Origin of the sequence: Candidatus Blochmannia vicinus (genome assembly GCA_030020825.1) — a bacterium.
Taxonomy (GTDB): Bacteria; Pseudomonadota; Gammaproteobacteria; order Enterobacterales; family Enterobacteriaceae; genus Blochmanniella; species Blochmanniella vicinus_A.
The window spans coordinates 442,031-457,000 of sequence record CP125213.1; the positions used below are offsets into that span (position 1 = coordinate 442,031).

Here is a 14,970-nt window from a genome sequence, read left to right on the forward strand (position 1 = left end):
TTTTACAATTTAAATGATATAACAAAGATGTGAAATTATGATGAATACATCAAAATAAACACAACCTAATCCATATATATTGTGTCTACAAATTTATAGATTTAATTCAATGATAATTAAAAAATTAAATACATACACATCATCTATTATAGAAATGATGATGAAAATAAATCTTAATTTATATTTAAATTTTTTCTAAAAAGGAATATCTGCTTCATCGAAGTTAATATTAGATCCCTCATCCTTAGATGAAGTTTCACTATCATTATTTATTTGATCCTGATCATCCAACGATACACTCTCTTCTACATGACGATGACCTAGCATTTGCATTGTGCCTCCAATATTAACGACAATTTCGGTAATATATCGATCTTGTCCATTTTGGTTTTGCCATTTTCTAGTTTTTAATGACCCTTCGACATATACTTGAGAACCTTTATGAAGATATTCTGACGCAATCTCTGCTAATTTTCCAAATAATACCACACGATGCCACTCAGTTCTTTCTTTAAATTCATTAGTTTGTTTATCTTTCCAAGATTCAGTAGTAGCTACAGAAATATTAGTCACTATATTACCATTAGACATATAACGAGTTTCTGGATCTTGACCTAGGTAACCAATCAAAATAACTTTATTAATCCCTCTATTAGCCACAGTTCCTCCAATAATTACCATATTATTTTATCATATGGTAATTTTAATATGATTTAAAAAATTAAATATCTTATCGGATAATTAATTATATAATATATGATTTAATCAATTAATATAGTTACTCAACCATAAAATTGATATTATTAACTAATATGTGCATAAAATATTTATTTACCTATATATGATTTTAATATTGTATTAGTTTTCTTTATCTAAAAATAAATAATATATTTAATAAAGAATTTAAACTACATATAAACTTACATACGGAATAATAAACTCTTAAGCAATAATTTATTACAATTTTATTATTTTTACGGTAATAAAAATACTTTTAAAAATAACATACGTAAATTATACTTAATCTTTATAGCAACAAACACTAAGATAATATTCTACACATATAAATTATTGTCAAAATAATATCTGTAATATAACTGACATAACTAATAGCGTATCAATAACGAATAGGATCAATATAATTATCAAATCGAGACCATTGTCCATTAAAAATCAACCGTATGGTTCCAACAGGACCGTTACGTTGTTTCCCCAGAATAATTTCAGCAATACCTTTCATATCACTATTTTCATGATACACTTCATCACGATAAATAAATAAAATAAGATCAGCATCCTGTTCAATCGCTCCAGATTCACGAAGGTCCGAATTAACAGGGTGTTTGTCAATACGTTGTTCTAAACCTCTATTTAATTGAGATATTGCTATCACTGGTACTTTTAATTCTTTAGCTAACGCTTTTAATGATCTAGAAATTTCTGAAATTTCTAATGTACGATTATTAGATAAAGATGGCACTCTCATTAATTGTAAATAATCAATCATAATCAAACTTAAACCATCATGTTCACGACATAACCTACGAGCACGCCCACGCACCTCCGCAGGTGTTAAATATGAAGAGTCATCAATATATATATTACGTTTCTCTAAAAGTAGCTTCATAGCACTAGTAATTCTTTCTCGATCTTCATGACTAAGCCGTCCTGTTCGAATACGTACTTGATCAACTCTAGATAATGAAGCTAACATACGTATCATAATTTGATCACCAGGCATTTCTAAACTAAATATCAATACTGGCTTTGTTTCAGTCATTGCTGCATGTTCGCATAAATTCATAGCAAAAGCAGTTTTTCCCATAGAAGGACGAGCGGCTATAATAATGAGGTCAGATTTTTGTAAACCATCGGTTTTTTTATCAAGATCCTTATACCCGCTGGATATTCCTGTAACACCACATTTTGGCCTATTGCATACTTGCTCAATATGAGCCACTGTATTTTCTAAAATATGATCTATTCCTTTTGGATTAAGATTATGATTGCTTTTACTGCGTGAAATTTGAAAAACAAGAGACTCAGCTAAATCCAATAATTCATCGCTGCTTCGTCCTTGAGGATTATATCCAGCATCAGCAATTTTATTTGCTATAGCAATCATTGCTCGTATTACCGAACGCTCACGTACTATATCGGCATATGCAACTACATTAGAAGTACTAGGAACATTTTTTGATAATTCTGCTAAATATGCAAATCCTCCTACTGACTCTAATTTTCCCTGAATTTCCAAAGATTCTGCTAGCGTTATTAAATCAATAGGTTTATTTGTTTCTAACAAACGCTTCATTTCATTAAAAATAATTCGATGAGCATAATTAAAAAAATCATCAGAATCTACTTGTATTGATATATATTCCCATTGAGTATTGTCTAACATTAATCCACCTAATACTGATTGTTCAGCTTCTAACGAATATGGTGGTATTTTTATATTATTTACTTGTTGATCATGAGCAATATGCATCGTATTAATATTGTTTCCCGTATAAACTTGTCATCTTCCTCAAGAATAAATATACTAAATACTTAAATATCAAGAACCATACTTGTATTTATAATATTATTTAAAATGACTACAGTAATTATATTAATTGAAATCCTAACCATACCATAAATGAAGATATCATAATATATATACATCAGTTTCTTAAACTATTGTAAATAAAATTATAAAAACATGTTTTCATGCCAATCCATTTTAGTATTTTTCGCTAACATAACTATCGAATACTGTACAATATTAGTAATTAATTATTAATATTGAAAATATATAGAGTATTCCACTATACATAATAAAATAAAGTTGTTTATATATGATTATTCTTCAATTATTTTCAATATTCATTTGTTAAATATTGTATACATAATTACTATACAAAAATCCAATTAATTATATAAACCTTAATTTAATAACGCTATGTAATGACTGTAAAACACCATTTTATTTTTTAAGATATATCTTATTTGTACCTCCTATGCTAATAGAAACACGCTTCATATAATTAATAACTAAGGAACAGTATGAATACTAATGTCCAAAAAACCTTAACTCAAATTAAAAAATTATGCGAACAACGATGTGTACGTTTAACACCGCAACGATTAGCAGTATTACGATTAATATCCCAATACAACGGAGCTATCAGCGCTTATAATTTACTGCATTTACTGCGACAATCTTCGCTACCTCATGCAAAACCTTCTACTATTTATCGAGCTTTAAACTTTTTATTAGAACAAGGATTTATTCATCGTATTGAATCTACTAACAGTTTTATGTTATGTCATTATTTTTTTGAGCTATCGCATAATTTTGCTTTTTTTATTTGCAATAGCTGTAAACAAGTTACTGAGCAAACAACAAAGGGTATTGAAGAAATATTGCAAAACATGGCTAAAATTACAGGATTTACTATGTTTAACAACGTTATTGAAGCACATGGACTATGTACAAAATGTATTAACATTCAATTACATTCATATCTTAGATCTTAATTGTTGATATACAATTAATATAATAAAATATTTTTATAAAATATACGTAAATATATACTAATATAAGTAATAATAAACATTGATCTGATTTAAAATTTATAATCTCATCACAAAATGTGATGAGATTATAAATTTTAACTAAAAGCTGCAAATAAATTTCATTGTATTATTAAGAGTGATAATGAATACTCCCTCTACATTAGTACAAATTTAAAGCAATTCCCACAAATATTAATGCACCTATATAATTATTACTTAAAAAAGCTTTAAAATATTTCATTTGTTTTCTCTTATTAATTAAAATTTGTTGCCATACAAATATTATGGTGACTCCAAATAATGAAAAAAAATAAAATAATATAGTAAATCGTTCCTTCCAGCCAATCATGCCCAATATAAATATAATAATGAACTGAAATATTCCTATGATAAATTTATCCATGTTTCCAAATAATACAGCAGACGACTTTACACCAATATATTTATCATCTTCCCTATCCATCATAGCATATTGTGTATCATATACTATTGTCCATATGGTATTCATTGCAAATAATAACCACGCAGTACTGCTTATAGGACGATTAATTGCAGTAAAAGCCATTAAAATAGGCCAACTAAATAATAATCCTAACATTAGTTGGGGCAAATAAGTATATCTTTTAAGATAAGGATATACTCCAGATAATACGAGTGCTACTACAGATAAAAATATAGTAATTAAATTAAGAATTAAAACCAATGCTAATGCAACAATGAGCAATATTGCTAATACCGTTAATGCTTCTTTTTTTGTAATTGTGCCAGATGACAAAGGACGCGTTTTAGTACGTTTAACACGCCTGTCGATATCATAATCAACATAATCGTTGATTATGCAACCTGCAGAACGCATACATAATACGCCAGTAACAAATATTATCAAAATAACATTTTCGGGTATGCCTCTATTTGATAACCATAACCCCCATAAAGTAGGCCAAAGCAATAGAAAAAATCCAATAGGTTGATTAATACGCATCAACTGTGCTAAATTGTAGAACTTTTTAATAAAAAATAGCCTATTTGACATAAAATTAGTAAATAATATAATTATTATCTGTATCTATAATGCTATCAAAAACTGATATCTTTATAACAACGCGCGGAAATGATATAAAAGACACTCATTTAGCTTATATTTAATGAATAATTACATACTACTATATGTATCCATTGCAATTTATTATACCAATAAATATCATGTTACATACAATAGGAAACTGATATGAAACTTTTTTATAAAAGAATGATCATACGACAACACAATATATCATTGTATATATGATCACTATAAAAAATATAATTTTTTTTTCTACATAGATTCTCATAGATAATACGAATTTTATCATTTTAATAATGGCGTATTTTCTTATGTCACATTTTCTCTTCAACTTAGAAATACATATCAGAATTATGTTAATTCTTGCATTAATTCTTGTATTTATTTATGAAGCTATTAATGGTTTTCATGATACTGCTAATTCTGTAGTCACCGTAATTTATACCTGCGCATTACGTTCTCATAGCGCAGTATTAATGTCAGGAATATTTAATTTTTTAGGAGTAATATTAAGTGGTTTAAGTGTTGCATATACAATTATTCATTTACTTCCTACATATTTTTTTACAAATACTAATCCTAATCATATTCTAGCTATGATTTTTTCCATGCTATTTGCAGCAATACTATGGAATCTTGGAACATGGTACTTCAGACTACCTACCTCTAGTTCTCACACTCTGATCGGTACATTAATAGGAATAGGATTAGTGCATGCAATAATTACACATTGTCCAATGATGCAAGGATTAAATATCCCGCAACTAATTAATATTTTTTTATCATTAATCATATCACCGATAATAGGTTTAACACTAGCTAGAATAATAATGTTGATACTATGTCGATATTGGAATAATGGCAAAACACATAAAGATATTCATATCACTCCAACTCAACAAACACAAGAATACGGAAGATCTCAACCGTCATTATGGACTCGTGTTGTACTAATTTTATCTGCAGCTGGAGTCAGTTTTTCTCATGGAGCGAATGATGGACAAAAAGGGATTGGTCTCATTATGTTACTGCTAATAGGAGTAGCCCCAGCAAGTTTTATGCTTGATATGAATGCCAGTAGTCATGATATATCTCGTACTCGAAATGCAGTCAACAATTTTTATGAATATTATACTCAACACTACAACAGTTTTAAAACTATTATCCCATCAGAAATAACATCTATACCCATGTCGATAGCATTAAATCAATTAAAAGTTATTATTCCTTCCATCACAGATTCTACACAAATTTTTGTAAAAAACAATAACATAACATATTTCAATCAATACTTATCTTCTACAGACACAGAGATGCAAATAAAAAAATTTTTATATGATTTATCATTAACCCTTACTATTATTCATAACGCCTCATTATTGCTTGAAAATTTAGATAATTATGCACAACTAAATATAGAACAACGTTCTCAAATGAGGCAATTGCTGATCTATATAGTAGATATTTTAGATCAAATAGTAGCACTTCCAGAAACTTCTCATAATAATAAAAATTTTCTTAATCATTTAAAAGAACATTTACTGAATACAATTGAATATGCCCCGACTTGGATTATTTTAGCTGTTGCGCTATCATTATCTTTAGGTACAATAATTGGTTGGAAACGAGTTGCCATTACTATTGGTGAAAAAATAGGAAAAAAGGAAATGACTTATGCACAAGGGCTATCAGCACAACTAACTACAGCCATATCTATAGGTACAGCTAGCTATGCTGGAATGCCAGTTTCTACCACTCATGTATTATCTTCATCTATCACGGGAAGCATGCTAATTCGTGGATGGGGAGTACAAAGAAAAACAATAAAAAATATATTAATAACTTGGTCGTTAACCTTACCTGTTTCTATCATATTAAGTGGAAGTTTCTATTGGGTTACATTAAAATTATTACATAAATATATTCAAATATAAACTAAATAAATATGATAAAATTTTTATAATTATTGTAAATAATGCTATTATTTTTAATTTAATTGATATGTTTATTTATATACGATACCCTATTTTAATAACTTAAACTAATCATTAAAAATTTTTATAGACCAAGGCAAATACAACATATTTATAATTTATACTTCGCTAACTCTTATAACAAACAATGTAAAACAAATATATACACTGCCTTTAAAACAAAACAGTCCCACATATTATTAATAATAACAATAATAAAAAATGGTTTACAAAACAATTTATTATTCTTAATTTAAAACATATACAGTACATTAAAATCATGTTATATTAGTAATAGGTTATGGGTTATGATTACGTCAAAAAATGATTATCTGTAGATACTGAAATTTCATAGTGCCGTAACATAGATTCTAGTGTCACTGCACGTTCACAGAATTCTATAAGACATTGTCTCAAATCAATAACTCCTCCTAATGAAATAATATTATTAAAAAATAATTCTCCTATTTTTGGATTAAGAATACCTAATTTTTCAAAACGACACCAAACATTAGATGCTAACATGTCTGCCCATAAGTAACTATAATATCCTGCCCCATAGCCATCAGAAAAAATATGAACAAAAGAATGAGGGAACCGCTCCCAATTTTTTGGAAAATGATGAGTCAATGTTTGTTTTACTACTTCATTAAATATTTTCAATGCATTTCCCTGTTGTCCTGGACTATACTCATAGTGTATCCGTAAATCAAACAATCCGTATATCACCTGACGTAAAAGATAAGATGATGAATGATATGCTTTTGTTTTTAGTAAATTATTTATTATACAATCAGATAATGGTTCCTTTGTTTGATGATGCTCAGAAATTAGTCGTAATACATCAGGTTCCCAACAAAATTTTTCCATAAGTTGACTAAGTAATTCTACTGCATCCCAAGGTACTCCATTAATTCCAGATATTTCTGGAACATCAATGCGAGTCATAACATGATGTAATACATGCCCAAATTCATGAAATAAAGTAATTACATCATTATGTGTCAACAAACATGACGATTTTTTATTTTCTGAATGACTGAAATTACAAGTTAAGTATGCAATAGGTTTTTGGCTAATAGCACCTTTTCGATACATCATACCTACTAATTCATCCATCCAAGCACCTTCTCGTTTATCTTCTCTAATATAAAGATCTAAATAAAACCCTCCCATCCATTTATTTTCATCATCAAAAATATCAAAAAATCGTACATCAGGATGCCATGTTTCTACATTATAACGTTCTTTAATAAGAATGCCACAAATACGATTCACTACTAAAAACATACCATGAAGTACTGTTTTTTCAGGAAAATAGTAACGTAACTCTTCATGTGTAATAGAAAAAAGATATTTTTTTTGTTTCTCTCTATAATATGCAAGATCCCACGGATTTAAAGATCTACAGGAATATTGTGTTTTAGCAAAATTTTGCGTTTCTAAAAATTCTTTATATTCATTATGAGATATTTGAGTAGATAAACTTGTAAGAAAATTAAATACTTCTTCTGGGCTTTGTATCATTCTTTTCACTAAAGATTTTTCAAGATAATTATTAAATCCTAACATTTTCGCTGATTCGTGACGTAACGCCAAAATTTCATCCATTATTACAGTATTATCCCACTTCCCGTTATTAGGTCCTTGATCAGAAGCACGGGTATTAAAAGCCCAATATAATTCTTCTCTAAGTTCTTGGGTATCACAATATAAAAGTACCGAAGAATAACTAGGATATTGCAATGTAAATAACCATCCTTTTTTCCCATGAGCTTGTGCTTCTAAACGAGCACTTTCCAATCTATCCTCTGGTATTCCAGATAGTAACTTCTTTTCAGTGACTAATTTATTCCAACCTGACGTTGCATCAAATACATTATTAGCATAACTTAAACTCAACTGTGACAACCTAGAAGTTATGTAGATATATTTTTTTTTTTGTTTCAGAGATAAATTAACTCCCGACAATCTAAAATTAAACAAAATATTATTTACAACTTTTTTTTGTACTATACTCAATTGCTGATAAGAATCTCCATTCTGTAATAACTGATAAGATTTATACAAGCCATTATGCTGATTTATCCAATCTTTATATTCAGATATCAATAATAAACTCTCTTCATAAACCTTACGTAATTCTAAATTATGTTTTACAGAATTTAAATGTGCTATCGGAGACCAAATACGTTTCAATTCATTTTCTGCAATCATTAATGGATAGTATAATGTATCCCAAGTTATATTTTCTTTTGATACAACTTGATCTACCGTATTATAGCAATTAGTCAAAACCCGTTGTATAGATTCTTTTATATATTTTGAATCAATAGAAGAAAATAAAGGAAATACAAAAGAATAAAGTAATGAATTATTGTTCATATAGCAAACCTTAATTTATAACTATTTTTTCTAATTTTACAAATTTTACGCTATATTAGATATATAAGGTAAATATATTTACCTATTAAATGATTTCAATAAAAAATTTCATTCATCATTACTCTATCATTAAATACAAAAATATTAAATATACCTTTTATCGGTAAAGAAGGATTTAAACCTTCGACCTATACGATCCAAACATATTACACTACCAAACTACACCCTTACCATTCTATAATATAAACATTTCTTGCTTTTACTAAAAACATAACAGATAAAAACTCAAGTATTATTAGTATAATCTGAGTTGATAACAACATCATTAATCAAAAATTTGAACTATAAATAAAAAAGAAATAACATCATTTAAATAATAAGATTATATTAATGCATTCTTATAACAAGAAGATATTTAAAATAAAAATATATTATATATTTCTATTGCTGAGTAATATGAAAATGTTGTATAAGTTATATTTATCAATAAATTATCTAAAAACAATATCGTTATTTATTATATATTTTTAATATTACTGATTTTTAAATTATCATTATAATATTCACGTAATCATGGAGAACTGTATATCATGAGTTTTACATTACCTTCTTTAACTTATCCATATGATGCTTTAGAACCATTTTTTGATGAACAAACTATGAAGATTCATCATACAAAACATCACCAAGCATATATTGATAACGCTAATGCAGCACTAATTGATCTACCTGAATTTTCCAATTTACCCATTATAGAATTAATACAAAAATTAAATGATTTGCCTAACCAAAAGAAAACTATATTACGTAATAATGCTGGAGGTCATATCAATCATAGCCTCTTTTGGAAATTTCTTAAAAAGAATACTATGCTTAAAGGATCATTAAAAGATGCAATAGAATACAATTTTTCAAGCATCTCTTCTTTTAAAGATCGTTTTGAAAAAACTGCTATCAGTCATTTTGGATCAGGTTGGGTATGGTTAACAAAACAATATGACACTTTATCTATAGTATCTACCGCTAATCAAGATAACCCATTAATGGGGACAGATATTTCCGGTACAAATGGATACCCAATTCTTGGATTAGATATCTGGGAACATGCTTACTATTTAAAATATCAAAATCGCAAATTGGATTATATTAAATCTTTTTGGAATATAGTTAACTGGGATGAGGTATTTATACAATTTAATCAAGTATAAAATGTTATTAATTCACTAATATATCAAATATTATAACATATTCAAGCACTTTCTCTTATACTAAATATTTAATTTATAAGTTTACGTGCTTGAATATGAGATTTTTTAATCCGAATAGGGGCTTTCATCAAATAAAAAACAACAAACATATCCTTAATATGGAGTTAAAGATGTAATAACGAAATATCTGCTACCTTTAAAAATAATTTTTTTACTTTATTCAACAGAGTTAATCGATTAATTTGTACATATTTGTTTTCGTCCATAATCATAACATTATCAAAAAACACATTTACTGCGTTAAATATTGTTACCATAGCAACTAATGCATCGTAATAACGATGCTGAGCACATAATTCCTGCAATTTCTTTTCTATTGAAATTACCTGAATGGATAAATTCACTTCTTCTGGCATTTTAAACAAATGAAACTTCACATCATCATTGTGAGATATTTGTTTTTTTGATACAATGTTCGATATTCTTTTATAAATTAAATTTAATTTAACATTTTCCTCTTTTTTAGATGTACAAAAATCAGCTACCGCTTCTATTCGAGAAGCAACATCTACTATACTAGAAGTCTCAACGTTTAACACTGCCTTGATAATATCTGATCTATAACCTCTTGCGGAATACCATGAAAACAAACGATTATACATAAAATTATGGATATCGTGAACAACTGTCGTATTAATCAGTTGTTCACGATATAATTCCACTGATTTTTGTATTAAAGATAATAAATTTATCGGTAACTTTTTATATATCAGAATACGTAATATTCCAATAGCAGATCTTTTTAAAGCAAATGGATCTCTATTACCTTTTGGAAATTCTTTAATTCCAAATATACCTGAAATAGTATCTATTTTATCTGCAATAGATACAGCACAAGAAACATAAGTTGTAGGTAATTTATCTTCAGAAAATCGTGGTTGATAATGTTCTTTTTGCGCTACTGCTATTCTTTCTGATTCCCCATCTCGGCGAGCATAATACATACCAATAATGCCTTGAGTTGAAGGAAACTCAAATACCATGTTACTCATAAGATCACACTTACATAGATATCCAGCACGTTTTGTTTGTTGGATATCTGCATCTATTTGATTAGCTATCCAACCAGACAATTCTTCTATACGCCAACTCTTATCACGTAAAGTACCAAGTTTTCTATGAAACAAAACAGAATTTAATTTAGGAACATAATCCTCTAAACGACATTTATTATCATTTCTTAAGAAAAATTCTGCATCCATTAAACGTGGAGTTATTACGTTCTCATGACCAATAATAATTGGTTCATAATTATTTGAAATAATATTTGCTACAAAAATAAAATATGGTAACAACATACCATTAATAAAATTGTATACTGGAAAATATCTTTGATCGTATCTCATAATATGAAGTATTACTTCATGTGGCAAGTCTAAAAATTTTTCATCAAATCGACCAGAAAGAATGATGGGCCATTCTACTAGAGAAGTAACCTCTTCCAACAAACTATTATCCTGAATATCTATAACACCTCCAAGTTTTTCAGCTTCTTTTTCTACCGAAGATCGTACAACATTTTCGCGAACAACATAATCTGCTATTACCCAACCATTTTTAGTCAAAATATCTGGGTAATAATCTGCATGCTCGATAATAATTTTATTATCTTGCATGCATCTATTACCATTCAGTACTCGATCTGTTTTTATGCCAAAAAAACAACCCTGAATAAGATATGTATCTAATAATACGGTCATAGTTCGCACAGGTCTAACAAATGGAATGTCTATATCTCCCCAACGCATCATTGTGTAGTTATTTAATTTTTCTAAAGCAACGCTAATTATTTCACAGAATAAATTTTCATAATTTTTATGTACTATTACATTGTCATCACATTTCAATATTTTTTGATAGTTATTGGTTTGTGTACTATTCTGAATCTTTATCTTACTCGTTGTAAAAATTTTTTGATTACATACATTTTTAATATATCTATTATGTACATCATTATCGTTTATTTGATGAATAGGCATAGTGTTATGATGAAAATCTCCTTTTATTCCTATGCTAGCCTTAACTGCTAAACGACATGCAGATGCAAACCAATTAACCTTATCGCAAACAAAATTATTTTTTTTCAAGCCACTAATAATCTGATGAAAAAAGTCTTTTCCTAATTTTTTTAAAATTTTTGATGGCAACGATTCAGTACCAACCTCTACTAAAAAGGTATACTTTTTCATAATAAATATTATCCTTGTATTACATTATGATTTCTTTATACACGTAGGGAATCCTAATTCTTTACGAAATGTATAATAAGTTTCTGCAATAATTTTTGCTAACTTACGAATACGTAAAATATAATTTTTTCTTTCTGTAATAGAAATTAATTTTCTAGCATCTAATAAATTAAAAATATGTATCGCTTTTAAAATTCGTTCATATGCTGGAATAAGTAATGGTTTCGTCATAGTAATTAAATTTTCTACTTCGTTTTCATACCGACCAAAAATTCTAAACAAAAATTCAATATCTGTATACTCATAATTATAAGCTGATTGTTCTAATTCATTTTGTCGGAATAAATCTCCATACGTAACTAATCCTTGTGCACTAGGTCCCCAAACTAAATCATAAACATTATTTACACCTTGTAGGAATAAAGCTAACCGCTCTAGTCCATAAGTTATTTCTCCTGTAATAGGTTTACATTCTAGTCCACCTATTTTCTGAAAATAAGTAAATTGTGTTATTTCCATGCCATTTAACCAAATTTCCCAACCTAAGCCCCATGCTCCAAGTGTTGGGTTTTCCCAGTTATCTTCAATAAAGCAAATATCGTTTTTAATATGATCTAATCCAATCGATTTTAAAGAATCTAAATATAATTGCAGCATATTTTTGGGAGAAGGTTTCATAATCACTTGAAACTGATAATATTGCTGCAATCTATTTGGATGCTGACCATATCGGCTATCCATAGGACGACGAGATACTTGCACATAAGCAACTGAAGCAGGTTCTGGACCGATAGCACTAAAAAAAGTAATAGGATGTGAAGTTGCTGCTCCAACTTCTATGTCTAATGGTTGAACTATAATACAACCACAATCTCTCCAATAACTTTCTAGTGCTTGTATTAATCCTTGAAAAGTCTTTGAATTGCTACTATAGTACATTTTATCTTATTTATTTAAAAGTTTTTAAATTTCATATAAATAATAATATCAATTATTTCAATATTATTTATGATACAATCATACAATAAAAACATGATATATATTTACTGACAGTAATTATCATTGTGTCACTAAAATCTTTTAAATTAAAAATCAGCATATACTTATGCACATAATAAATTAAAACATATCAACATCTATATTTTTATGTTTATTAAAAACTATGTGCTTTTTGTTGCATATATACCCAATATTTATTAAAAAAGTATAAATAAATTATTTAAAACATACTAATTTTACAATTAACTTTAAAAATATGCTATATGACGACACAAAAAATTCACATACATAAAATTATAAAATCTTTAAGTTACTCTACACCTTGATAAAAAACTATATGTTTCCAATATCTATATATTATTAGGAAATAAACAATGATTTCTCAAGAAACATCAATCATGATCATTTCTTATATAATAATATTTACAGGAATAATGATTATTATACCGTTAGGTTTATTTCCTTGCTTTTTTTCTGGATTTTTAACTTATGAAATTATAGTATCTTCTGCATCTTATTTTGAACGTTTTATTGGAATCAATCGTGCTCGTTGGACTGCTGTAATACTAATAACAATAAGTATCGTTATTGTGATCACTATAGGAATTATTAATTGTACTAATTTTTTTACAGAAGATATTAATAAGATTAGTATTTCTATTGAAATTAACCGAATTTTTTCTGATTTAAAAAAACGACTCCCCGATTTTTTACCCTCTTTCTTACCGAATACTACTGAAGAACTAAAAGATCAAATATTTAATTGGATTGAATCAAACTTAATTCTTATCCGCAATATGGGGCATACTTTTCTACACGGATTTATCACTTTACTAATAGGACTAGTCATTGGTACCCTGGTATCTTGTACTAAATCTACAAAAAACTATACCAATGATACATATTTTACTATCCAACTATCAGAACGTATATATAACCTTTCTCAAGCCTTTCGTAATATTGTTTTTGCTCAAATTAAAATTTCTTTAGTAAATACATTATTAACATCTGTTATGATTTTTATTTTATTGCCATTAATTGAAAAATCTTTGCCATTAGGAAAAACTTTAATTATTATCACTTTTATTTTAGGTATGTTACCAATTATAGGAAATCTTATTTCCAACATTATGATCACTATTTCTGCTTTATCTATTTCATTAAGCATTGGGATGATAATGTTTATTTATTTAATACTAATTCATAAATTAGAATATTTTCTGAATGCTGAAATTATTGGAAACAGAATTAATGCTAACCCTTGGGAGTTGATACTTTCCATGATTTTTCTAGAAGCAATATTCGGGCTAGAAGGTTTAATAGCAGCTCCAATTTTTTATGCTTATTTGAAAACCGAACTACGTTTAAAAAAACTAATTTAATATTTTAATCCAAAAACATATATAAGTAATTGACGAAAATCATCAAAAATAAAGAAATAAAAATTAAAATCGGGCCCCTAAAAATTTAATTTTTACATAAAAGCCCAATCTTAATTATATACATACAATAATACAACAAAAAATCTAATT

Annotated in this window: 10 protein-coding genes and 1 tRNA gene; 4 read left to right on the forward strand and 7 right to left on the reverse strand. The window is 27.5% G+C overall.

What is annotated here, in order from left to right:
* Positions 1–195: 195 nt before the first annotated feature.
* Together ssb and dnaB are read right to left on the reverse strand one after the other, a co-directional pair.
* Entirely contained in the window at positions 196–681 is a 486-nt protein-coding gene (ssb, locus tag QMA81_01915) for a single-stranded DNA-binding protein (protein WHL25054.1), read from the reverse strand.
* 436 nt (positions 682–1,117) lie between these two features.
* On the reverse strand, positions 1,118–2,491 hold the full coding sequence (dnaB, locus tag QMA81_01920; protein ID WHL25055.1) for a replicative DNA helicase: 1,374 nt from the start codon (positions 2,489–2,491) through the stop codon (positions 1,118–1,120).
* 557 nt (positions 2,492–3,048) lie between these two features.
* On the opposite strand from dnaB, the gene zur reads away from it, so the two are divergent.
* Positions 3,049–3,522, forward strand: coding sequence for a zinc uptake transcriptional repressor Zur (gene zur / locus QMA81_01925; GenBank protein ID WHL25056.1), 474 nt, complete (start codon positions 3,049–3,051; stop codon positions 3,520–3,522).
* Between the two features lie 199 nt (positions 3,523–3,721).
* Here the strand turns inward: zur and ubiA are convergent, their stop codons facing one another.
* On the reverse strand, positions 3,722–4,594 hold the full coding sequence (ubiA, locus tag QMA81_01930) for a 4-hydroxybenzoate octaprenyltransferase (protein WHL25057.1): 873 nt from the start codon (positions 4,592–4,594) through the stop codon (positions 3,722–3,724).
* A 341-nt stretch (positions 4,595–4,935) separates the two neighbouring features.
* Between ubiA and QMA81_01935 the strand changes: the two genes are divergently transcribed.
* Positions 4,936–6,558, forward strand: coding sequence for an inorganic phosphate transporter (locus QMA81_01935; GenBank protein WHL25058.1), 1,623 nt, complete (start codon positions 4,936–4,938; stop codon positions 6,556–6,558).
* A gap of 351 nt (positions 6,559–6,909) precedes the next feature.
* Here QMA81_01935 and QMA81_01940 read toward each other — a convergent pair whose 3' ends face one another.
* Both QMA81_01940 and QMA81_01945 read right to left on the reverse strand, forming a co-directional pair.
* Positions 6,910–8,982 carry a M3 family metallopeptidase gene (locus QMA81_01940; GenBank protein WHL25059.1) on the reverse strand — a complete coding sequence of 691 codons (2,073 nt, stop codon included), beginning with the start codon at positions 8,980–8,982 and terminating at the stop codon, positions 6,910–6,912.
* A gap of 160 nt (positions 8,983–9,142) precedes the next feature.
* Positions 9,143–9,215: transfer RNA gene (locus QMA81_01945), tRNA-Pro, on the reverse strand.
* A 357-nt stretch (positions 9,216–9,572) separates the two neighbouring features.
* Between QMA81_01945 and QMA81_01950 the strand changes: the two genes are divergently transcribed.
* Positions 9,573–10,190, forward strand: coding sequence for a Fe-Mn family superoxide dismutase (locus tag QMA81_01950; protein ID WHL25060.1), 618 nt, complete (start codon positions 9,573–9,575; stop codon positions 10,188–10,190).
* 164 nt (positions 10,191–10,354) lie between these two features.
* On the opposite strand, the gene glyS is transcribed toward QMA81_01950, so the two are convergent.
* Together glyS and glyQ are read right to left on the reverse strand one after the other, a co-directional pair.
* Positions 10,355–12,439 carry a glycine--tRNA ligase subunit beta gene (gene glyS / locus QMA81_01955; GenBank protein WHL25061.1) on the reverse strand — a complete coding sequence of 695 codons (2,085 nt, stop codon included), beginning with the start codon at positions 12,437–12,439 and terminating at the stop codon, positions 10,355–10,357.
* Positions 12,440–12,463: 24 nt separating this feature from the next.
* A complete protein-coding gene (gene glyQ, locus QMA81_01960) occupies positions 12,464–13,378 on the reverse strand; it encodes a glycine--tRNA ligase subunit alpha (GenBank protein ID WHL25062.1) in 915 nt (304 codons plus the stop codon).
* A gap of 434 nt (positions 13,379–13,812) precedes the next feature.
* Here glyQ and QMA81_01965 point away from each other — a divergent pair, with 434 nt between their 5' ends.
* Positions 13,813–14,820, forward strand: coding sequence for an AI-2E family transporter (locus QMA81_01965; protein WHL25063.1), 1,008 nt, complete (start codon positions 13,813–13,815; stop codon positions 14,818–14,820).
* Positions 14,821–14,970 lie beyond the last annotated feature (150 nt).